This window comes from Gemmatimonas sp. (genome assembly GCF_021298855.1).
Classification (GTDB): domain Bacteria; phylum Gemmatimonadota; class Gemmatimonadetes; order Gemmatimonadales; family Gemmatimonadaceae; genus Gemmatimonas.
In genome coordinates, this window is the sequence record NZ_JAJTHI010000010.1 from 154,116 (window position 1) to 175,069 (window position 20,954).

The following is a 20,954-nucleotide window of genomic DNA, read 5'->3' on the forward strand; positions in this document are numbered from 1 at the left end:
TGACCGTCTCGCGCTCCCTACCGTCTCTGACAGTGCGCGGCCATGACCGGCCGGCGAGACACCGCACAGCCTCACGCTGCTCGGAGGACGCGTCTCCCCTTATCGTGTAGTGCATGCCCGTTCCCATTGTCGTACTGGTCTTCGCTGTGGTTGCCGCCGGGTTCGCCTCGACGTGGCGCAGCCTCTTCGTCGCATGGACCGACTTCTACTCGCACGGCTTCCTCGTCGCCCCGTACGGCTTCTGGCTAGCCTGGTCGAGACGGCATGAAGTGCCGTCGCCCGCCCGCCCGTGGTTCGCCATCGTGGGCGTGGCGCTCGTCCTGTCGCTGGGCTGGTTGCTTGGCCGGATTGCGTTACTGCAGATCGTTCACCAGACCATGCTGCCGCTCATCCTGGCGAGCTGGGCGCTGGCGGTGTTCGGGCGTGGGGCACTACCGGTGGTGGCCGCGGCCACGGTCATGCTGCTCCTCGCCGTTCCGCTGCTCACGGCGTTCGTGCCGCTCCTGCAGTCGGTCACGGTATCGGCGAATGCCGCCCTGTTGGCCGTCTCTGGACTCAAGGCCGAAATCACGGGCACCTTCATTCGTATCCCGGAAGGGTTGTTCGAGGTGGCCGACGGCTGCGCCGGTTCCGCCTTCTTTGCCGCCGGCATCAGTCTGGCCGCCATGTATGTGAGCCTGATGCGCACCTCCCGGCAGGCCGCTGTCGTGGTCGTCCTGTCGGCCGTGGTCCTGTCGCTGGTGACGAACTGGCTCCGCGTGTTCGGACTCATCCTCGTGGGGCACTGGACCAACATGCAGCACCCCCTGATCAACGACCACGGCTGGTACGGCTGGGTGATCTTCGCCGCGGTACAGCCCCTGTGGTTGTGGATCTCCGCCAAAGCCGAGAAGCGCTGGCCCCACGCGCCACACGAGATCGGCGGCGAGTCGCCGCTCAGCGGCGTGGACTGGCGGGTGGTGGCTGGCGCATCGCTCGCCTGCCTGACGGGTCCGGCGCTGGCCTTGGCCCTGCAGGCCAGGCCGCGTGCGGCAGCGCCGGCAACACTGCCGGATCTGGCGGCCATTTCGCTGTCGGACGCGCCGGCTCTCGTGCAGCCCGGCCAGTGGACGCCCAGCGCAATCGCGGGGCAGCAACACCTGCAGGCGATCGTGCGCAACGGCCCCACCGCCGTGCAAGTCGACCGGGTGATCTTCTCGAATCAGCAGCAGGGCGCCGAACTCGTTGGTACCGATCGCCATCTTGGCGACAGCGTGGAGGTGCTGACCGACGAGGTCACCGCGTTCTCCACGACTCCGGTGCGACTTGTTCGTCAGGCCATCGTGCGGTACAAAGGCGGGGTCCGCCTGGTGTGGTATTGGTACCGGGTGGCCGGGGTCGGCACCACGCAATCGATGAAGGCCAAGCTGCTCGAGATTCCTGCGGGGATCATCGGCAGCTCCCCGTCGGAGTTCGTTGCCGTCAGCACCCCGTGTGGCCCGCGGGATTGCGCCGATGCGGCGCGCGCGTTGCGGGCGGTGCTCACACGGCCGTGATCGCACGAGGTGGCAGGTCGTCGATATAGCCGAGGAACGTCTGTACCCGCTGTTCCCACGTGTGCTTGGCGGCCACGGCCTGCCGCGCGTCCCGATCCGCCGGGGTTCGCGCGTCCAGGGCCCGCGCCACGGCGTCGGCGAATGCCGCGCCGCCGTCTGCCACCTCGACGACCGTGGCGTACTTCTGCACCTCGCGCAGTCCGGTGGACACCACCGGAATCCCCGCCGCCAGGTACTCGAGCACCTTCAACGGGTCGACGGCGGCCGTGTGCGCGTTGTGGACGTACGGCACCAGGCCCACGTCGAATGCCTGCACGTACGCGGGCAGGACATCGTAGCTGCGGGCACCGAGGAAGTGCGTGCCCTCCGGCCAGGCGGCGGGATCGATCTCCTCCTGGTGCATACCGACCAGCACGATGGAGGCCGAGGGGAAACGATCGCGAACGGCCTGGAGCAGCCCACGGTCGATCACCGGTCCCACGCCACCGGCAAAGCCGATGATGGGTCGTGGCAGGTTGGCCAGCTCCGGCGGCGCCTCCCGTGGGGTCGCGAAGTGGGCGTAGTTCACGCCCTGGGGAAGATGCAGCGTGCGGCCCGATGCGGGGCGCTTGCTGTGGGTCAGGCTTTCCGCCGTGGCAATCGTGGCGTCCACCCGCGCGAGCAGCCGTGCCTCGTATGGCACGAGCAGGTTGCGCTCGACGCCCGGCAACTGGTCGTAGTCGTCGAGACAAAGGTACACGGCGGCACGCTCGCCAAAGGCACCGACCAGATCGGCACCGAGCGGCGTGGCGGTGACGAAGATGGGCGTGCGTCCCGGTGCGACGGCGGCAAGCGCCCGCTGCACCTCGGCGAGAACGACGCCTCGGTTCCAGCGCCGGACCCATTCGATGTTGTGCCATGGCAGTGCACGCGGATTGATGATCAGGCGCGGGCCCTCACCATCGGTGGGCGGTGCCTTCCGCGCTGACACCATCTTGGCGACCTTCGAAAGCGCCCGGCGGAAATCGTACCAGGTCAGTTGCGGTCTTCGGTGACCGAAACTGTTCACCCAGATCACGTCGTGCGAGCGCACGATGCGACGGAAGAGGTGCTGGGTCGTCGATACGTGGCGCCCCCAATCGTCAGCGATGACGATCACCGGCGGCTGCGCCCCTGTGGGCGCCGCCGGGTCCTGCGGCCCGCGAGCCGCCTCAGCTGATGTGATGGAATCCGGTCCTGACATGATCACCCGTGAACGTTCCGCTGCCGGTGCGGAGATACGCTGCTATTCTAAACGACCTCTCCACACCCGTGCGATCCCTCCCCGATGTCTGACACCGTGACCCCGCCCTCCGTGCGTGTGGTCGTCCTATCCAAGCCGCACCCTCTCACACGCCACCTGCTGAGCAGGCTGGCGGAGCGGCACGCATTGGTCGGGGTGATCTACGAGGACCGATTCCGCTCGGTGGGAGACCGGCTCCGGTATCTCCGGCGCAATGCCCGACGGGAGGGATGGTGGCACACGGCGTGGGTCCTCGCCTACGAGGTGTTCGATCGGCTGACGCGCCCCTCGGCCTTGGGCGACGCAGTGGCCCGGGTCCTTCCCCCGGCGCAACCGCTTCCGGACGACGTACCGGTCCGGACGGTCCGCTCGCTGAACGGTGCCGAGGCCCGCGCACTCATCACCGAATGGGCGCCGGATCTGCTGGTCGTGCACGCCACCGGGATTCTCAACCGGGCGACCTTCGAGCTGGCACGCGTGGCGGCACTGAACATCCATTGCGGTGTGCTCCCGGAGTATCGCGGACACGCGAGCACGTTCCATGCGCTCGCCCGCGGCGACCTCGACAACCTCGGGGTGACCGTGCACCACATCGCCCCCACCGTGGACACCGGTGCCGCGGTGGCGGTGGCGCGTGTGCCCTTCGGCCGAGAGGACGACGACGTGACCATCTGGTGTCGCGCGTTCGCCGCGGGCACCGACGTGGTGCTCCGGCAAGTCGATCGGCTGTCCCGCGGTGAGCCTGTCGACGCCGTTCCCTACGAAGGGCAGTTCGGCCCGCACTACCGACGTCGGGCGCTACCGGAACATCTGCGCTTCACCTGGTTTGCCCTGCCGCGACTCCGGCGCCGCGCCGGCCAGCAGGGAGGACGCTGACGCGATGGGGCTGCAGATCCGACTGGCCCGCCCCGACGACGCCGAGGCCATCGCGCGGCTCAACGCGCGCCTCAGGGCGGGTGGTGTGGATACCCTGGTGTATCCGCCGGACGTCGTTCCCGCCGCCCAGCCGGACGAGCCGCAGGAGTCCTACTACGTTGTGGCCGACGGCGACGAGATTCGCGGCAGCGTCTACCTGCGGCGCAGCCGACTCTGGCTGGCCGAGCGTTCGATCCCCGTGGGCTGGATCAAGTACCCGGTCGCCGAAAGCCTGGTGGAGCGACGATTTGCGGGGGTGCCGGCCGCCATGATCATGCACCTCCAACGCGAGCTGCCGACGCTCCTTGCCGTGGGCATGGGAGGCCTGCAGGGACAGTTCGCCAAGCTGCTGCAGGCCCTTCGCTGGTCGGGGGCCGTCGTGCCGACGTACGTGCTGCCCGTCGATCCACTGCCGGTGCTGACGGAGCTCCCACAGCTCGCCTCGCGCCCTCGCGTGCGACGCGCCGCGTCGGTGCTGCGCCTGTGCGGTGCCGCTCCCGTGACGCGCGGGGCGCTTCGTGCGTGGAATGCGATCCGCGGGATCGGCACCCTCCGCGATATCCGGGTCTCGCCATACGCCGCTCCGGATGCCGGGTGGGATGCGCTCTTTCGCCAGATCCGGGGGAGCTATCGGGCCATGGCCGACCGCGGCCAACGCGCGGTAACATGGGCGATCCCTCCGGCAGCGCCGGGTGTCGGCTTCTGGACGGTCGAGCGGCAAGGTCAGCGGCTCGGCTGGTTTGCCGCGCAGCAGTTCGACTTTCGGCGCGCACGCCATCGGCCGTATGGCGCCCTGCGCGTGGGGATGCTGCACGACATGCTGGCGGATCCCGCCAACGCCGGCGCTGTCGTGACGGCAGCGGTTCGCACACTGGTGAAGGGTGGGGCGCAATTGCTCGTGGGAAACCACAGCGCGCCGGAGTGGCGCCCCGCCTTTCGCGCGGCAGGCTTTCTGGAAGCGCCGCCGTCCTTTGCCTGCCTGGCTTCACCGGCGCTTGTCCGTGTACTTGCGGAGGCGGGCCTCACCCCGGCACAGCTCTATGTCACCCGCGGTGATGACGGGGTCATGAACCCCGAGGTCGTCGAATGAGCGCGACGACGGGCACGCCGGACCTGGCGCATGTCGTGCATGTGGTGGAAACGCTGGGCATGGGGGGAATGGAGCGTGCCATCGCCACGCTGTGCCGAACGCTGCGAGCACGGCAGATCCGCACCAGCGTGATCGCCATGAAGCAGCTGGGCGCGGTGGCTGACGAACTGCGGGACATGGGCGTGCCCGTGCACCTCGCGGGCGTACCGGTCTCACCACCGGACTACTTCGCGTGGCGGTGCCTGGTGCCGGTGCTCCGTGAGGTGCGCCCCACCGTGGTGCATACCCACAATTCGGCACCCCTGATCTACGGTGCCCCGTCAGCCCGCTGGTGTGGAGTGCGCCGCATCGTGCATACCGACCACGGTCGTGTGCTGCCCGACCGGCGACACATCATGATCGCCGAACGGTGGGCCGCCTCCGTTGTGCACGCAATGGTCGCCGTCTCCGCACCATTGGCGGAACAGCTCGCCGCTCACCTGCACATCGGGCCGCACAAGCTGCACGTGATCGTCAATGGCGTGAACGCCGTGGTTCCCGTGGCGCCTGCGCAGCGCGATCGGACACGCGCTGCATGGTTCGGGGCAACCGACGGGCCGATCGTGGGGTTGGCCGCCAGGTTGGTATGGGAGAAGGGGCTGAACGTGCTGCTCGCCGCCTGGCCGCAGGTCCTGGCGGTCCATCCCGGTGCCCGCCTGCTGATCGGTGGTGACGGTCCCGAGCGCGCGGCGCTCGAGCGGATCATCGAACAGCAGGCGCTTGGCGCCTCGGTGTGCATGCCCGGGATGGTATCCGACATGGCGGCGTTCTATAGCGCCCTCGACGTGTTTGTGCTGCCCTCGGTATCGGAGGGACTGCCGCTCGCGCTGCTCGAGGCCATGTCGATGGGGTTGCCCATTGTCGCGTCGGCAGTGGGCGGAATGCCGGCGGCACTGGGGCCGTCGCAAGCAGGCGTCCTTGTTCCGCCGTCCGATGTGGCGGCGCTGGCACGGGCCCTCTGCGAAACGCTGGATGGACTCGGCCGCGCCGACGGGGCCATCGCACTCGGTGCACGCGCCCGCGCCACATTCGCCCGCGAGTTCACGGCCGAGGCGATGACCTCCGCCTACATGTCGCTGTACGGCATCAGGACGTGACGCCGCGATACGACACGCCTCAGGGCGCGAGTCGCGGCACCGTGAGTTGCGGCACCGCCGGTTGCTGTTCGACGTAGTGGCCGTGCCAGAGCGAGAACACCATGAGGGCCCACAAGGTGCTCTCGTGGTTGGCGCGACGGGTGGTGTGCGCCTGAAGCAGTTCGCCAATGGCGCGCACATCGAAGAGCCCCAGACGCTGCATGCGCGCCGCCGCCAGTTCGTCCTCCAGCACCGCGCGCATCTCGTTGCGCAGCCAGGAGGCCGTCGGTCCGACGAAACCACGCTTGGGCGCCGTGAAGTGATTTGGGGTGAGACGTGGCCGAACGGCCTCACGGAGCACCCATTTCTGCACCGACCCGCGAATGCGATAGTGATCGGGCAAGGTGAAGAGCCGTTCGACGAGCCGCACGTCCACGAATGGCACCCGGACTTCGAGTGAGTGTGCCGACGAGACGCGGTCACTGAGGGCAAGGATGTCGTCGGGGAGATAGCAGCCGTAGTCGATCCGCAGCGCACTGCGCAGCGCACCATCAGCCGTGCCAGGTGCCCCGAGTGCACCGAAATGCGCGGTGTGTCGATCGCCGCGACCCTGTGGGCGCACGGCGGTGAACTCCGCCGGTCCGAGCCGCGCCACGAAATCCGCGTACCGTTCCACCGGCGTGCCATTGCCGGCCCGTACGAATCGCTTGAGTCGGGTGATGGAGAGCGAGCCGTTCCGGGGTTCGGGGATCGCCTGGGCAAGGCGGCTCACACCGCGACGCACGAGTGGCGGGACACGATTCCACCGGTCGGCCAGTGCCAGACCGCGATGCCGGCGGTATCCGCCGAACAACTCGTCACCGCCAGTACCGGCAAGCACGACCTTGTATGAGGCGGCTACGGCCTGGGAGAGTATCCACGTTGGTACCGCCGATTCGTCGGCCAGCGGCTCATCGAGGGCGTGGCAGATGGGACTCAGCAAGTCCTGCACGGCCGGTTCCACGTCGACCACGGTCAGCGGCAGGCCATAGCGATTGGCGAGGGCCCGAGCCAAGGGCACCTCATCGGTCCCCTCCGCACCACTCCCGTGGTAGCGGGCCGTGAAGGCACGCGAGGCGTAGCCCATGCCGGCCATGCCGCTCACGACGGCCGAGGAATCGATGCCCCCACTGAGGAACGCGGCGATCGGTACGTCGGCCACCAGATGCGCCGCCACGGCATCGTCGAGCGCCTCGCGCACGTATGCCACGACATCTCCCCCCGGATCCACGGTGCCCGTGGGCAGCTGCCAGTAACAGCGCTGTCGCGGGGATTCACCGCGGCGGATCGTCAGGGTATGCGCAGGTAGCAGCTTCCTTACGTCCCGGAAGATGCTCCAGGGCGCGGGCACGTAGCCCAACTGGAGGTAGAGATCGAGCGCCTCGCCATCGATTTCCCGTGACGTGGCGCCGACGGCGACCAGCGCCTTGAGTTCCGAGGCGAAGGCCACGAAGCCATGGCCCTCCGCGACATACAGCGGCTTGATGCCGAAATGATCGCGGCCAAGCAGCAGGGTGCCCCGATCGGCATCCCAGATCGCGAAGGCGAACATGCCACGCAAGTGCTCCACCAGATGCTCACCGTAGTCCTCGTACAGGTGCACCAGCACTTCCGTGTCGCTGTGCGTGCGCAGCACGTGACCACGCGCCAGCAATTGCTCACGCAACGCCCGGTAATTGTAGATCTCGCCGTTCATCACGACACCGATCCGGCCGGTTTCGTTGAAGATCGGCTGATGTCCGCCGGCGAGGTCGATGATGGACAGTCGCCGCATGCCGATAGCGGCCGGGCCGTCGGCCCACACCCCCTCGTCGTCCGGCCCGCGATGGCGCAAGGCATCGCACATCGCCCCCACGAGGGTGGCGTCGCCCGCCCGCTGCCCGTCTCGCCACAGCAGTCCCGCTATGCCGCACATGGTGGTCGTCTCTCAGGGAATGAGCCGGACTACGAGCGGCCCCAGGCGATTGGCGAGCGGCAGCGGCAGACGCCGCCACACGCGTGGGGCGTACGACATCATGCCGGAGTCGGGGTTGGGCGTTGCGGTGCGCCCACCCTTGGCAACCTGATACCAGTGCAGCATTTCGTCGTGTCCGCCCCATTGCAGCTTGAACTTGTGGGTGCTGGCACCCGGCGTCGATCGCCCGAAGTTGAAGCGCGCACATCCCGCGGCCATGGCCCGCTGCATGAACTCCCAGTACAGCAGCATGTTCGGCGCCACGCGGTTGTAGGCGCGAAGCGATGACGCCCAGGTGATCTCGAACTCCCGGTCCCAGCGAAAGCCCATACCGCAGGCGATCGGCGTGCCGTTGTGGTAGGCCACACCCGTCCACGCATCATCGCCAAAGGCGTCCGCGAGGGCCTCGAACAGGCGCACACCGTGGGTGGGCGTGCCCAGATCACGCATGTGCGACGAGAACACCCGATGGAAGTCCGCCACACAGTCGCGGCCGAAGCGCACCGTGACGCCCTCCTTCTGCGGGCGTCGCACCTGACTCCGCAGCTTGGCGGGGAACGCCTTGAACAACGCATCGGGCGAATCGGGCAACGGCAACAGTACGGCCACCTTGCGATGCGACACCGCAAGGTCGATCGGCTGTGGCGTGCGACTGCGCAGTTCCAGCAGATCCACCTCATCATCGGCGGCCATGCGTACCGCCTCGGCCACCAGCGCCTGCACGACCTCATCCGAGCCGAGCGGCCCCCCGTGATTCACGAAGGGCATGGAGACGAGAAAGTGCCCGAAGAGGGGACTGCGAATGCGCATCAGCGGGAGCACCCCCCGTACGCGCCCCTGCGAGTCACAGGCAGCGAGGCGGCAGTCCTCGTGTCCCAGCACGTCGCGAAAGACACGGGACCAGCCCGAGAGATGGAAGTGCGTCCAGGTGGGCTGGGTGCGCACGAAGGCGTCCCACGCCCCATCATCGGCGTAGCCGCGCACGATACGCGCGCCCGACGGCATGGCCTCGGTGCCCATCAGGCTGCCACCGCGTGGCTGGTGCGATAGTCCCGCACCGAGGTAAAGGCGGCCGACGCCAGCAGGGCGTCGAGACGGGGCAATGCGGTGGCAAGGCCGCTGTAGTGGCGAACGCGCGTCAGCCACCCGGCGGCAAGCCGGGGCTGCTCCGGATCGATCTCCCACGGGTGGATGTAGCACATGGCGGGTGCCCCACGCGCTGCCGCCTCACGAACCGCCCGATGCAGCAGCGCCGGTGGCAGCATGCGCAGATAGCCGCCGCCGGCGCCCGGCAGCCGCATCGAACCGAACGACGCGGTCGCCAGTGGATATTGGTGTAGCGGTCCACTGGGCGTGGGAATCACGTACGGATCCCGCGGCGCGCCCGGGTTGCCGTAGCCTGGACGCACGATGGGAAAGGCGCTGGAATCGTACGTGAATCCTTCTTCGACGAGGATCTCCCATGCCCACTCCACGCCAGGGACGATGGAAAACGAGGGGGCCCGGTAACCGGTGATCGCCTCGCCGGTCACCGCCTCGAGTACGGCCTTCGAGCGACGCAGATCCTCGCGAAAGGCTTCGGGCGTGAGCGTCGTGACCCGGCGATGCCAGAAGGAATGGGAGGCCACCTCGTGTCCGGCCCGTGCAATGTCGCGCACCAGTTCCGGAAAGCGCTCCGCGACCCAGCCCAGGGTGAAGAACGTGGCCCGTGCGTCGTGCTTGGCCAGCAGGTCGAGCAACCGGCGCGTGTTCGTGTCGACACGCGTGGGGAACCGGTCCCAGGTGGCGATCGGCGCGATCGCCTCGAAGGCGCTGACCTGGAAGTAATCCTCCACGTCCACGCTGAAGAGATGCTGCGGCCGGGTCGTCATGCGGTACGCCGGATTGCGGCCGGCCACGGCAGCGCGGTATCGGTGAGCGCCACGCCGAAGCACATGGTGTCGGTCGTGGGCATCGCCGGCTCCGGCTCGAACCCCAGCGCGGGGTACAGGTCGGCCACCACGCTGTTCCGCGGCCCCGGCACGTATTCGCCCAGCAGTCGCGTGCATCCCCACTGGCGAGCGACCTCCGCGGCAAACGACAGGAATGCGTGCTCGGCACGGCGATTCATGACCCGGCAGCTCATGACCAGCACCTCGATGCGCGCCGTCTCCCCATGACGCGCAAGGACGGCGGCCGCGATGATGCCGTGGTCACCGAAGCGATCGGCCAGTCGCATGTGCAGCACGCGGTGGGTATCCGGCGTGGACATCCACTCCGTCACCTGCGCCTCGGACGGGCGGCGCAGCGTGAGGTTGAACTGATTGGTCTTGGCGATCAGCTGTGCGACCCGTTGCCGTTCGAGCGCCGAGGTGGCCATCGCCTGTGCCGTCAGCTCGAGCGATCCGAGATACTCCTCGACGGTGGCGTAGGCACCCGCCACTGTCTGCCGTTGGCGCTCTTCCGCGTACTGACTGGCCCGACGCAGGTCCTCGGCCGAGGCGGCCAACTGGTCGAACCACGGTGCGGCAGCGAGTGCGCGCGGCAACGATCCCCACGGCTCGACATCGATCACGCGCACCGCCGGGAGCATCGACTGCACTTCCGCCCGCTCCACCGGGTTGTCATCGAGAAACACGAGCGCATCGAGTCCGAGGCCCAACTGCTCAGCCATCCGCGCGAGGCCGGCGGACTTCGGCTCCCAGCTCACCGCGTGGGCCGCGAAGTCGTCCCATCGCAGGAGGAATTCGGGGTGTCGCGCGAAGGCATCGCGCACGACCTCCTCATCGTTCTTGCTCGCGATGGCGAGCAGCACACCGCGGTCGCGCAATCCGCGGGCGTGACGTTGCACCGCCTTGAACACGTTGCCCGGATAGTCGTCGCCCACCTTGAGTGCCTCGACGCCATCGTCGCCGACCACGCCGCCCCAGAGCGTGTTGTCGAGATCGAGTACCAGCACCTTGGCCGACGGCTGCACGGCCGCGCGAATCGTGCGCGCCAGATGCTGCGCCGCTGCAGGGTGGTGGATCGCCGCCACGGGTATGCGTCCGAGAAACCACAGGCGATCATCGCGCCAGACGCCGGCGCCGTGCGCCGCCACCAGACCAGCGTAATCCCAGACGTAGGCGCCACCGACCGCCGATACGGCTTCCCGCAGCGAATGATTCGCGTACGCGACCGCTTCCTGGCGTGAGGCGGCGACGGAGGCGTCACCCACGCCGAATGGCGACGCGGCGACGGGGGCGAAATTGGCCACCAGCGTCGTCCATCGGCCCGCGGTCCCGGCGCCGTCTCCGGCCCGTGCCTGCAGCAGTGCGGAGAGGCGCTGGACCAATGCGTCGAAGGACGAGCGCAACGTGGCCCCGGTGGCATCGGCTACCCGAATCGCGGCGTCGGGGCTCATGTCCTCGAGCCGCACCGCCACCACCACGACATCAGGCTGGAAGGCATGCAGCGCACTCGACTCGTCCAGCCACAGCGACTCGACCTCGCCGTATCCGCCAATGAACAGATCCACGTCGAGACCGAGCCGGCCGAGTTCGACCCGCAGGAACGGCTCGATGAAGCCGAACGTGAACGAGGCGAGCAGGGCCACGCGCAAGGGGCGCGTGCCACCGCGCACCTTGAGCTCGCGAGCCAGGCGATGGTATGCGGAGGCGTCGGTGAACGGGGGGCCGTGGCGCAGCGATGCCGCTTCGCCGGGCGCGTGATCAGGCACGGGCCGCTACGACCCGCTGCACCACCGCGCCCACGGTACGCAGTTCCATCAGCTCGTCGGGTTCGAACTGCACACCGCACGCGCCTTCGATGGCCAGCATGAGATTGATGTGCGTGAGCGAGTCCCACGACGGAATCGTGTCGGGAGACGCGTCATCGGAAAGCTGTTCGGCAGGGACACCGAGCACACTGGTGAATACCGCGCGAACCTGGAGGGCCGTGCTCTCGCTCATCTACAGGGCAAGGGAATGGTCAAGGCGGAGGCGTCATGCCGGCGGCGGGTGCGGCCGCGCGACGTTCCACGAGATAGCGCCGAAGGGCGCCGTATCGGCGGACCCCGAGCGCACTGCGCACCAGCGACAACGTGGACAGGCGCAGCGATTCGCGTGACAGCGTTCCCGGCAGCTGCCTCACCATGGATTCGAACGCCTCCGGCATGGTACCTCGCCGCACCGTGTACCGCCCGAAGACGCCGCGACGCCGTTCCGCGTCACCATTCGCATGCCAGCGGCTGGTGGCGATGTGGCGATATCCACTGTCGTGCAAGAGGTGACGAAAGCGCCGCCGGGGCCAGTCGCCGTTCGGCAGGGCCAGGGTCACGACCGGTGCACCGATGTTGTCCTCGATCTCCCGCCGGCTGTCCACCAGTTCGCGTGTCACCGCGGCGGCATCGAGTGTCGAGAGGAACGGATGAGTCTGCGTATGCGACTGGATGGACCAGCCACCGGCCTGCAGTTCGCGCAGCTGCGACCACGTGCAGTACCCCGTCCGTCCCACCCACGCCGGCACCACGAAGATCGTGGCGGACATACCCGCTTCGGCGAAGAGGGGGAAGGCCACGTCATAGTTGGACCGGTGCGCGTCGTCGAAGGTGATGGCCACGCCGTGCGACTCGGCGCCGGCGTCGAGCACAGCCTCGAGCGAACGCCCGGCGATGGCGCGCTCCCGCAACCACGTCAGCTGCCGCGCCAACGCCGGCGCCGGAACGGCGAAGTAGTCGGCATCCTCGTGGCGCGCGGGGGTGGCATGGTACATCAGGGCCGCCCAGTGGGGTGTCACCTCAGCCTCCCGTCGCCATTCCGGCAGGGACGGCGGTTGGCACCGCCCGCGCGCCCCGGCGTGACGAACGCCCGGGACGAGCGCGCCCCACGAATCGGGCCGCCTGCGGCACCGTGCGCAGCGCTATGCCGAGCGCCGTGAGCAGCATGACCATCGGGCTGAAGGTGGCACTCAGGAACATCGCACCAACCATGAACGTGATCACCGCCACCGCTACCGTTTCCACCTGCCGCTGGTACTGCAACTCATCGTCCGATCGGGGGGGGTGGGCGCGTACGCGCCACCACAGGGTCACGCTCGGCACCAACATGCCCAACAAGCTGAGGAAACCCGGCAGCCCGATTTCCGCCAGGCTTTCGACGTACATGTTGTGCGCCGCCGACCATTTCCAGCCCGCGTTCCGCCCAAGCTCCTCACGACCATACCGCCCTTCCGCCTGACCGAACTGTCCGGCCCCGACCCCGGTGAGCGGTCGGGACAGGAAGTAGCCGATGCCACGCTTCCAGATCTTGGTGCGTCCGGTCTCGTCGGTGATGTTGTAGTCCTGACTGACGGTACCCAGGGTGCTGAGCCGCTCGATGTACTTCTGTGGGGCCAACAGCAACGCGGCTGCGACGGCCGGGAACATGGCCAGCCGCAGCCACATGGGCACGGCGCGACGCGCCAGCACCAGCGACATGATCACCATCACGGCGAAGGAGATCGCCCCGCCCCGGGAGTAGGTGCGGATGATGACATACATGCCAAGGACGAGGCCGATGAGGCCTGCGAAGCGCCACACCAGCTTGTTGTCGCGCAGCGCCCAGAGCGAGGCCGCACCGCACGAGGCCATCACCAGGGCCAGGTCGTTCGGGTCGTAGCTGCCAGCCAGCGTGGTGCGCGCGCCGTCGGCCCCATTGAGCACAACGCCGAAACCGGCGGCAATCAGCACCCCCATGAGGACCTGCATCACCACCATGCTGCGGAGCAGACGGCTCACGTCCCCCACGCCACGTACGGCCACCAGCATGATGAGGATGAAGGGTATGGTGCGCGTCACGAAGGCGAACGCGATCGCGAGCGTGTCACTGCGCAGCAGCGAAAAGGGCAGCGAGAGGTACAGCGCGGCGCTGAAGATGACGAGCGACTTCCCGATGGGTGTGGCCCAGCTGCGTCGCACGATGGCCAAGGTCGGCCCGGTGAGGAGAGCGATGGCGCCGAGGCCGAGCAGGATCTTGCCGGCCGGAATCGTCCCTTCGCCCACGGCATCGTGAATGCGTCCGACTATGGCCAGCACGATACCGATCGACAGCACGGACGCGAGCGTCCACGTGGACGATGCACTGGCAGGAAAAGCCCCACGGCCCGCACGGCGCCGCGCAGCGGTGAAGCGCCCGCGCGGCCGTCCGGGCGCCGGGACTGGCGCCACCTGACGGGACATGGGCGATGGCGCCGTCACCGGACTACCGCCCGCCGATGCGGAAAATCATGACCGGGACGGTGCGCAGCATGATGCGGACATCTTCCACGATGGACTGCCGCTGCATGTACTGAATGTCGAAAGCCACTTTGCGCCGAACGTCGTCGAGGTCGGTGTCGTAGGGGTTGGACACCTGCGCCAACCCGGTGATTCCGGGCTTGACCCGCTGCCGCACGGGATAATCGGCGATCTGCTCCCGCAGGCGGACAAAGATGCTCGGGCGCTCCGGACGCGGGCCCACGATGTTCATGTCGCCACGCAGCACGTTGAACAGCTGCGGCAGTTCATCGATGCGGGACTTGCGGATGATGCCGCCGATCACCGTCACCCGATCGTCGTTCTGCTTGGCCCAGACCGCCTGCCCGTTCACTTCCGCGTCGACGCGCATCGAGCGGAACTTGTAGATCGTGAACGGCGTGCCCCCGAGGTCTTCCCGACGACGTTCGTTGAGCGCCCGCGTGCGATGCCATCGGCGGTCGAGTCCGACGCGGACCTGCGTGTAGAACACCGGGCCACGCGAACTCAGGCGGATGAGCAGCGCCGTGATGAGCATGACCGGCAGCGACGCCGTGAGCATGAGCAGCGCCACGACCACGTTGAAGACGCGACTCGCGAGCTCGGAACGGCGACGTGGTTCGAAGTCATCGCCGGGTCCCGTCTCGGACATCGCCTCCGCCGCGGCGGGCTCACCCGCCAACTCCGGGGAGCCGCTGGCACGCGACACCGTGCGTCCAGCTCCGGAAACCGGGATGGTCGATACGCGGGGATCCCTCATGGGCACGGTGCTCAGTTGTCCTGACGGCTGTAGTACCATTGAATGAACTGCAAGGCCGCAAAGAAGAGCGACGAGGCGACGAAGGCGAGCTGAACGACGAGACCCCAATTGACCTTGCGGCGCTGGGTGAAGCGTACCTCATCGCCGCTCTGGATGTCCACCTCTTCCAGCGTGCTGCCGTCCTTCACGATGCGCTTGGCCGCCTTGGAGTCCACGAGCTTCGTGGCACCGCGCGTGGCCTCGAACTGATCGGTTTTGGCGTCCGGCAGCGGGCCGCCGGCCAGCATCAGCAGATCGCTCACAGGACGGTCCGGTGCGGCATAATAGAAGCCCGGGCGCAGGACGGCCCCCAGCACGGACACCCGCGTGAGCACGCTGGTCCGGACACTCGCATTACGGACGAATCGTGCCACGTGCGCGTTGATGTGCGTCTCCAATTCCGATCGCAAGACGCCGGCCACCGACACCTCGGGGAGGTTGAGCACGAGGACACGCAAGCTGTCCCGGACCAGCACCGTATCGGTGCGCACGCTATCCATGCGCACGGACACCACGAAGCGGTCGCCCACCCGGAAATCGCCCGTCTGCAGTCGCTGCTGGATGGCGGACCCTTCGCGACGCAGTCGACCCAGCGACGCACCTTGCGCCGAGCTCTGCTGACGCTGCAAATCGGCAACGCGTGCGGTGAGCTCGGCGCGCGTCGCCCGCTGGGGCCCGGCCACCACGATGTCCTGCGCTCCGGCTGCCGCACCGAAGCGGCTCAGCATGGCCCCGACGAGGAGAGCACGTGCCACCACGGCCCGGCCGGATACTCCCCCGATGGCACTCCACGGGTTTCGAATGGTCAGCATGATACGGGCACCAGAGTTCATCATCACGACCGCCCGCTGGGCAGCGCCGTGGTCTTGCGCGTGCCTTCCGGGAGGCGTTCCGTCGGCTCGTCCTTCGCCTCGTACTCCTGATAGTACGAGTAGTACTGATACGCGCCCTTGAGTTCGATGCCATTCAGGATGGCACCCATCACCCGGACGGGGAGCGTATCGACCACGGCCATCTTGGCTTCGGCCATCTTCCGGTCGGTGATGCCGACACGCATCACGAGCGCCATGTTGCCGGTGGCCGTGGCCAGCGCGTAGGCATCGAATCCGGCGCCCAGCGGCGGGGAGTCGATGATGACGACATCGTACTCGGCCGCCATCTGGCTCACCAACTGAGTCAGGCGCGGCGTCGCCAGCAGTTCCGGCGCCTTGCGGCGACGGGCCCCACCGGGCAGGACCGTCAGATTCGGGTGCGCCTCGACCGGATGCAGCACCTCGGCAATGAGGGCCGTGCCGTCGAGGTACTCGACCAGCCCCGGCTTGGAGGGGATGTTGAAGGTCTTGGCGAGCTCGCCGCGGCGGATGTCGCCGTCAATGAGCAAGGTGCGCGCACCGGATTCCGCGAAGCTGAGGGCCAGGTTGCTCGACACCAGGCTCTTGCCATCCCCCGGCCCCGGGCTGGTGATGGTCATGGTGAGCGGGCGCCGCGGATCGGCCGCATAGCGCACGTTCATGCGCACGGTGCGGAAGGCCTCCACCACTTGGGCCGCCTGATCCGACTTGCTGCGACGCCCCTTGGCCGATACCACGGGCACCGCGCCGAGCACATAGAGCCCCAGATCACCGGTGACCTGCTCCGGGTACCGGAAACGGCGGTCGGTCTGGTCCAGCACTATGGCCAGGAGGATTCCCAGCAGCAACATCGCGCCGGTACAGGCAAGAATGAGCACGGGGGCCGTGTTGCGCGTCGGGCGCAGCGGCGGCACCGCACCATCAAGGATGCTCACATCGGGAATGGTCGCCGCCTCGGCCAGCTTGGCTTCTGCCGCCTTGAGGTTGAGGCTCTTGTACATCTCTTCACTCACCTCGACCTGCCGCTTGAGACGCTGCTCCTCAATGGTGCGGGTCGGAATGGTACGCAGGTCGCGACTGCTGCGCGCAATGCTGGCCGTGAGGCTCTGCTCGCGCTGCCGCAACTGACCGAGATAGGCTTCCAGCGCCGCCGGCACGGTCACGGTGCGCAACGCGGTCAGCGCCGCCTGCGCTTCCTTGACCTTGGAGAATTCATCGGTGTAGCTCTCGCGCAACTGCCGGAGCGCGAACTCCCGTTCCGCCTGATCCTTGAGCACGCTGCGCAGGTTCTCGGCGGCGGGGTCGGCATTCACATTGGGCACCGACAGCACCGCTTCCCGCGTGATGAGCTCCCCGCGGCGCGCGCCCTCGAGGATGCGATCGAGGGCTTCACGATCGCGCTGATAGGCGTCGGCCTGGATCTTGTCCCGGAAGTAGTTCTCGAAGACCGGACTGTTGGTCATCTCGATGCCAGGCTGAATCGTCTGCCGCTCCGTGGGTTCGGTGACCGTGCGCACACGAAAGCTCTCCAGCGCCGATTCCGCGGCTGCCAGATCCCGTGCCGCATACTCCCGCTGTCCCTCGAGGATGGCCGCCACTGAGGTGACGTTCTTCTTCTTGAGCGCGGTCGCGGTGGCGACGAACTGCTCCACCCAGGCGTTCAGCGTGGTCGCGGTCCGCTGGGCATTGCTCCCGCGAAGCGAGATCGACAGGAACGAGGACCCATCCACCAGGTTCATCTGCAACTTCTTGATGAGCGCGATGGAGGCTTCACGCGGCGTCTGCACGCTGAAGCCGATTTCGTCGCGGTTGCCCAGCGCCTCCAACGTGGGTTGCCAGACAAAGCCGATGCGTGCCCCGATGGAATCCCCAACGGCCCCCTGCTCCACTTCGAGCCCCTCCGCCGTGGCAAGCACGTAGCGTGGGCCATTCACCTTCAGCACGTAGCTGCCCGGGCGCAGCGACTGCTGCTCGCTGACGCGGAACGAGCGAAAGAGCGTGCTGTCGGCATCGCGGGCCGGCTGGACGAACAGCGCGAGGCTGTTGACCACCGGATCCGAAACGGCGAACGAGCGCATCAGATCCTGCCATCCCGACGCCTTGAGCAGCTCCTCGGCCTGGATGGGGCCCCGATTCTGCCCGTTCACGGCCGTTCCCTGCTCCAGCAGGACGGTGGCCTGCACCTCGTACTCCGGCGTGATGAAGCGCGTCGCGGCCACACCCAGACCCGCCCCAAGAGCCGTCAACAGGAGGATGAGCCACTTGAAGCGGTTGATGGCCGCCAGATACCGCCCCAGCGAAGGCCCCTTGGGTTCGCTGGCGGACTCTTGCTCGCTCCCCCAATCAGCGGGAGGTGGCCCCTCCTGATAAGGGGCCGGCGCAAGGTCTCGCGATTCTACAGGCTGGATCTGCTGTCCGGACATTGAGATGACGGCGTAGGGATCTGGCGCAACAATCGTGCTAATGACGGCTCATGAATCTCGTCCGCAACACGGTGCTGCGTAAGCGCACGGGTAGCGCAGCGCTGAGGCAACAATTGCGTGACGTTTTGCCCAGTGTTGCAGTCACGACACGAAGACTGTTGAGGAAAAGCCACGGAAATGCATTGACGCGCGACGCGCGTCACCGTATTTCGCAGGCGTTGGCGCTCGCGAATACATGGACGGGCGCCACAGGTAGTCGCTGTATAGTAGTAAGGGCGCGACGTCATGTGTCGTACTGCTGCACCACTGTTCAAGCCACCAGCGGCGGCCCCAGCCATTGAGACCGCGCGCGACCTCGGTGACGGATGTAATCGATACCCTACGCAATGACCGATCCATTTCTCCCTGACTCCGGCGCTGCCGTCATTCCAGACAAAGGAACCGGTCTGCGCATTCTCGTGGTCGACGATGACCGTACGCTACGGGAAGGGTGTGTCTCCGTGTTGCAGATGGACGGACACAGCGTCGTCAGCACCGGGCGCGGTGACGAAGCCCTCGACTTCGTCCGGCGCCGTCGGTTCGACCTCGTTCTCGTGGACCTCTTCCTGAACAATGTCTCGGGAATGGAGGTCCTGAAGGCGGCCGTGGAGGCGCACAAGGGGATCATCGTGGTGGTGATGACCGGCAATCCGTCGGTACAGTCGAGTATCGAGGCGTTGCGAGCCGGTGCGTGGGATTATCTGCCCAAGCCGTTTTCGGCCAGCCACCTGCAGGTGCTGGTTGGCCGGGCCGCCCATGCGGCAGCCGCCACGCGCGAAACACGGGAGAGTATCAAACCCTCCGCCCTGATGACGCAGAACGGCGCGGGCGAGTCGATGGAACTTCTCGGCATCTCCCCCACCTTCCGCAAGGCCGTCGAACTGGCGCAGAAAGTCGCGGCCACCGATGCCAGCGTGATGATCAGCGGCGAGAGCGGTACCGGCAAGGAAATGATCGCGCAGTTCATTCACAAGCACAGCCGCCGCACGCAGCGCAAGCTGGTACCCGTGAACTGCGCGGCCCTGCCGGACAATCTTCTCGAGTCCGAGATGTTCGGATACCGCAAGGGCGCCTTCACGGGGGCCGATCGCGACAAGGCCGGACTGCTCGAAGTCGCCAACGGGGGTACGCTCTTCCTCGACGAACTCACCGAGATGACCATGCCGCTGCAGGCCAAGCTGTTGCGGGTGCTGCAGGATGGGGTCGTGCGTCGCCTTGGCAGCGAAACACAGGATGCCGTGGTCGACGTGCGTTTCATCAGCGCCACCAATCGCGATCCGCAGGAGAGCGTCCAACAGGGACTCCTGCGCGAGGACCTGTTCTATCGGCTGCGCGTGGTGCCCATCAAGTTGCCGCCCCTGCGCAAGCGGCTGGAGGACATCCCGCTGCTGGCCGACTTCTTCCTCAAGCGATCCTGGGAGCGCCACCGCGCCAGCGGGGCGCCGGCGCCGGTGTTCGAGGCGGAGACCATCGCCTTCCTGCAATCGCGTCCGTGGCGGGGCAATGTGCGTGAGTTGCAGAACGTCATCGAGCATCTCGCGGTGATTGCGGATGCGGGACGCAGCATCACGCCCGACGACATTCCGGTCTACGACGACCGCGCCGCGGAAGAGACGATGGAGCCGGGCCTCCCGACCGGGATCATGAACGAGGCCTTCCATATCGCCAAGGACAACCTCATCACCCACTTCGAGAGGGAGTACCTGCTGCGTCTGACGACGCGCGCCGGCGGCAACATGTCGAAGGCCGCGCGGCTCGCCGGCATCGATCGGACCACGCTCTATCGCCTGATGGAGAAGCACGGCTTCAAGCGTGATGCGCTCTCCGGTACCCACGAGTGACCTCTCGCCATCCCGCCGGCCTGCCTCCCGTACCACCACCGGCCCCCGCCGCCGCGTCCGTTCGTGAGGGCGCGGATGCAGACCTCGACACGAGCCCCGAAGCCGTCCACGCATTGATGGCGGCCGGCACCGCCGCCCTGCCATGGTCTCGCCGTGACGCCCCGCTCCCCGACGACAGCGATCATGATCTGCTGCTGCTCAGCCTGACGCACGATCTCAAGTCGCCGCTGGGTGGGCTCCTGCTCGCCCTCGATCAGCTGGATTCCGGCGTGGCGGGTCCGCTCACGCCAGCGCAGGAGCGCCTGTTGGGCCGCGCACGGAGTGCCGCGCACGGCATGGCGATTCTCATCGGCAGTACGGGAGAGGTGGCCGCACAGGGCCCGACGCTGGCCTCCGTCGATCGTGTCTTCTCGCTCCGCGACGTTCTCGAAGATGTACGGGCCGCCACGCGCCAGCTGATGGAAGACCGGCAGCTCTATCTGCGCGCGACCATCGACAGGGCGGATCACTGCCGAAGCAATCCGCTGATCTTTCACCGGGTCCTGCTCAATCTGGTCGTGAACGCCATCACGTTCACCGACGGGGGTGGCATCACCATTACGGTGGGTGATGACGGCAACGGGACACTCGTCACCGAGGTCATCGATACGGGCGTCGGACTGTCGGGCAGCCGCGATCTGCGGAACCGTCCGCGCGAGGATCGCGGCATCCCCGTCATGCCCTCGGGGATCGGGTTGGGCATCTGTGTACGCCTCCTCGATCTGGTTGGCGGCACCCTGTCGCTCCGGGGCAACGCCGGTGCCGGAACCACAGCGACCTTCCGTTTGCCGCTGCGCTGCATGTCCTAGGACGACGCTCAGGTC

The 20,954-nt window shown here is 67.4% G+C and carries 17 protein-coding genes; 6 read left to right on the forward strand and 11 right to left on the reverse strand.

The annotated features are described in order from the left end of the window. Positions 1-113 precede the first annotated feature (113 nt). The gene (locus LW840_RS04735; protein ID WP_291269635.1) at positions 114-1,535 is read left to right on the forward strand and encodes an exosortase C-terminal domain/associated protein EpsI; all 1,422 of its coding nucleotides are present in this window, start codon (positions 114-116) and stop codon (positions 1,533-1,535) included. On the opposite strand, the gene LW840_RS04740 is transcribed toward LW840_RS04735, so the two are convergent. Beyond that, a complete protein-coding gene (locus tag LW840_RS04740) occupies positions 1,522-2,673 on the reverse strand; it encodes a glycosyltransferase (protein ID WP_291268166.1) in 1,152 nt (383 codons plus the stop codon). The two genes, LW840_RS04735 and LW840_RS04740, sit on opposite strands and share 14 nt — an antisense overlap. 180 nt (positions 2,674-2,853) lie before the next feature. Here LW840_RS04740 and LW840_RS04745 point away from each other — a divergent pair, with 180 nt between their 5' ends. The 3 genes from LW840_RS04745 to LW840_RS04755 are packed head-to-tail and all read left to right on the forward strand — an operon-like array spanning position 2,854 to position 5,937. After that, on the forward strand, positions 2,854-3,672 hold the full coding sequence (locus LW840_RS04745) for a formyl transferase (protein WP_291276505.1): 819 nt from the start codon (positions 2,854-2,856) through the stop codon (positions 3,670-3,672). A 4-nt stretch (positions 3,673-3,676) separates the two neighbouring features. Then, positions 3,677-4,801, forward strand: coding sequence for a hypothetical protein (locus LW840_RS04750; protein ID WP_291268164.1), 1,125 nt, complete (start codon positions 3,677-3,679; stop codon positions 4,799-4,801). Continuing rightward, complete coding sequence (locus LW840_RS04755; RefSeq protein ID WP_291276506.1) at positions 4,798-5,937, forward strand: glycosyltransferase; 1,140 nt, start codon at positions 4,798-4,800, stop codon at positions 5,935-5,937. The genes LW840_RS04750 and LW840_RS04755 overlap by 4 nt, the downstream gene beginning before the upstream one ends. A 19-nt stretch (positions 5,938-5,956) precedes the next feature. Here LW840_RS04755 and asnB read toward each other — a convergent pair whose 3' ends face one another. The 10 genes from asnB to LW840_RS04805 form a co-directional block, all read right to left on the reverse strand. Then, positions 5,957-7,870, reverse strand: coding sequence for an asparagine synthase (glutamine-hydrolyzing) (asnB, locus tag LW840_RS04760; protein WP_291268162.1), 1,914 nt, complete (start codon positions 7,868-7,870; stop codon positions 5,957-5,959). Between the two features lie 12 nt (positions 7,871-7,882). Beyond that, positions 7,883-8,929, reverse strand: a complete 1,047-nt coding sequence (locus tag LW840_RS04765; RefSeq protein WP_291273111.1) for a FemAB family XrtA/PEP-CTERM system-associated protein — start codon at positions 8,927-8,929, stop codon at positions 7,883-7,885. After that, on the reverse strand, positions 8,929-9,807 hold the full coding sequence (locus tag LW840_RS04770) for an XrtA system polysaccharide deacetylase (protein WP_291276507.1): 879 nt from the start codon (positions 9,805-9,807) through the stop codon (positions 8,929-8,931). The genes LW840_RS04765 and LW840_RS04770 overlap by 1 nt, the downstream gene beginning before the upstream one ends. Further along, the gene (locus tag LW840_RS04775) at positions 9,777-11,606 is read right to left on the reverse strand and encodes an HAD-IIIC family phosphatase (RefSeq protein WP_291268159.1); all 1,830 of its coding nucleotides are present in this window, start codon (positions 11,604-11,606) and stop codon (positions 9,777-9,779) included. Before LW840_RS04775 ends, LW840_RS04770 begins: the two co-directional genes overlap by 31 nt. Beyond that, positions 11,599-11,838 (reverse strand): acyl carrier protein, encoded by a 240-nt coding sequence (locus tag LW840_RS04780; RefSeq protein WP_291263754.1) that lies wholly within the window; start codon positions 11,836-11,838, stop codon positions 11,599-11,601. The genes LW840_RS04775 and LW840_RS04780 overlap by 8 nt, the downstream gene beginning before the upstream one ends. 19 nt (positions 11,839-11,857) lie before the next feature. Beyond that, complete coding sequence (locus LW840_RS04785) at positions 11,858-12,664, reverse strand: polysaccharide deacetylase family protein (protein ID WP_291268158.1); 807 nt, start codon at positions 12,662-12,664, stop codon at positions 11,858-11,860. A 1-nt stretch (position 12,665) separates the two neighbouring features. Beyond that, positions 12,666-13,958 (reverse strand): O-antigen ligase family protein, encoded by a 1,293-nt coding sequence (locus LW840_RS04790; RefSeq protein ID WP_291269631.1) that lies wholly within the window; start codon positions 13,956-13,958, stop codon positions 12,666-12,668. Between the two features lie 148 nt (positions 13,959-14,106). Next, on the reverse strand, positions 14,107-14,847 hold the full coding sequence (locus LW840_RS04795; RefSeq protein WP_291263757.1) for a sugar transferase: 741 nt from the start codon (positions 14,845-14,847) through the stop codon (positions 14,107-14,109). Positions 14,848-14,909: 62 nt separating this feature from the next. Beyond that, positions 14,910-15,749, reverse strand: coding sequence for an SLBB domain-containing protein (locus LW840_RS04800; RefSeq protein ID WP_291268155.1), 840 nt, complete (start codon positions 15,747-15,749; stop codon positions 14,910-14,912). A gap of 23 nt (positions 15,750-15,772) precedes the next feature. Next, positions 15,773-18,211, reverse strand: coding sequence for a polysaccharide biosynthesis tyrosine autokinase (locus LW840_RS04805; protein WP_291268154.1), 2,439 nt, complete (start codon positions 18,209-18,211; stop codon positions 15,773-15,775). 386 nt (positions 18,212-18,597) lie between these two features. On the opposite strand from LW840_RS04805, the gene LW840_RS04810 reads away from it, so the two are divergent. Together LW840_RS04810 and LW840_RS04815 are read left to right on the forward strand one after the other, a co-directional pair. Continuing rightward, positions 18,598-20,091 (forward strand): sigma-54 dependent transcriptional regulator, encoded by a 1,494-nt coding sequence (locus LW840_RS04810; protein ID WP_291268153.1) that lies wholly within the window; start codon positions 18,598-18,600, stop codon positions 20,089-20,091. A 116-nt stretch (positions 20,092-20,207) separates the two neighbouring features. Next, entirely contained in the window at positions 20,208-20,939 is a 732-nt protein-coding gene (locus LW840_RS04815) for a HAMP domain-containing sensor histidine kinase (RefSeq protein WP_291276508.1), read from the forward strand. Positions 20,940-20,954: the final 15 nt, after the last annotated feature.

Excerpts from the sequence above, each read along its gene's own strand:
- LW840_RS04735 (WP_291269635.1), top strand. The coding sequence starts at position 114 with ATGCCCGTTCCCATTGTCGTACTGGTCTTCGCTGTGGTTGCCGCCGGG.
- LW840_RS04750 (WP_291268164.1), top strand. The coding sequence starts at position 3,677 with ATGGGGCTGCAGATCCGACTGGCCCGCCCCGACGACGCCGAGGCCATC.
- LW840_RS04755 (WP_291276506.1), top strand. The coding sequence starts at position 4,798 with ATGAGCGCGACGACGGGCACGCCGGACCTGGCGCATGTCGTGCATGTG.
- asnB (WP_291268162.1), bottom strand. The coding sequence starts at position 7,870 with ATGTGCGGCATAGCGGGACTGCTGTGGCGAGACGGGCAGCGGGCGGGC.
- LW840_RS04765 (WP_291273111.1), bottom strand. The coding sequence starts at position 8,929 with ATGGGCACCGAGGCCATGCCGTCGGGCGCGCGTATCGTGCGCGGCTAC.
- LW840_RS04780 (WP_291263754.1), bottom strand. The coding sequence starts at position 11,838 with ATGAGCGAGAGCACGGCCCTCCAGGTTCGCGCGGTATTCACCAGTGTG.
- LW840_RS04800 (WP_291268155.1), bottom strand. The coding sequence starts at position 15,749 with ATGCTGACCATTCGAAACCCGTGGAGTGCCATCGGGGGAGTATCCGGC.
- LW840_RS04805 (WP_291268154.1), bottom strand. The coding sequence starts at position 18,211 with ATGTCCGGACAGCAGATCCAGCCTGTAGAATCGCGAGACCTTGCGCCG.
- LW840_RS04810 (WP_291268153.1), top strand. The coding sequence starts at position 18,598 with ATGACCGATCCATTTCTCCCTGACTCCGGCGCTGCCGTCATTCCAGAC.
- LW840_RS04815 (WP_291276508.1), top strand. The coding sequence starts at position 20,208 with ATGGCGGCCGGCACCGCCGCCCTGCCATGGTCTCGCCGTGACGCCCCG.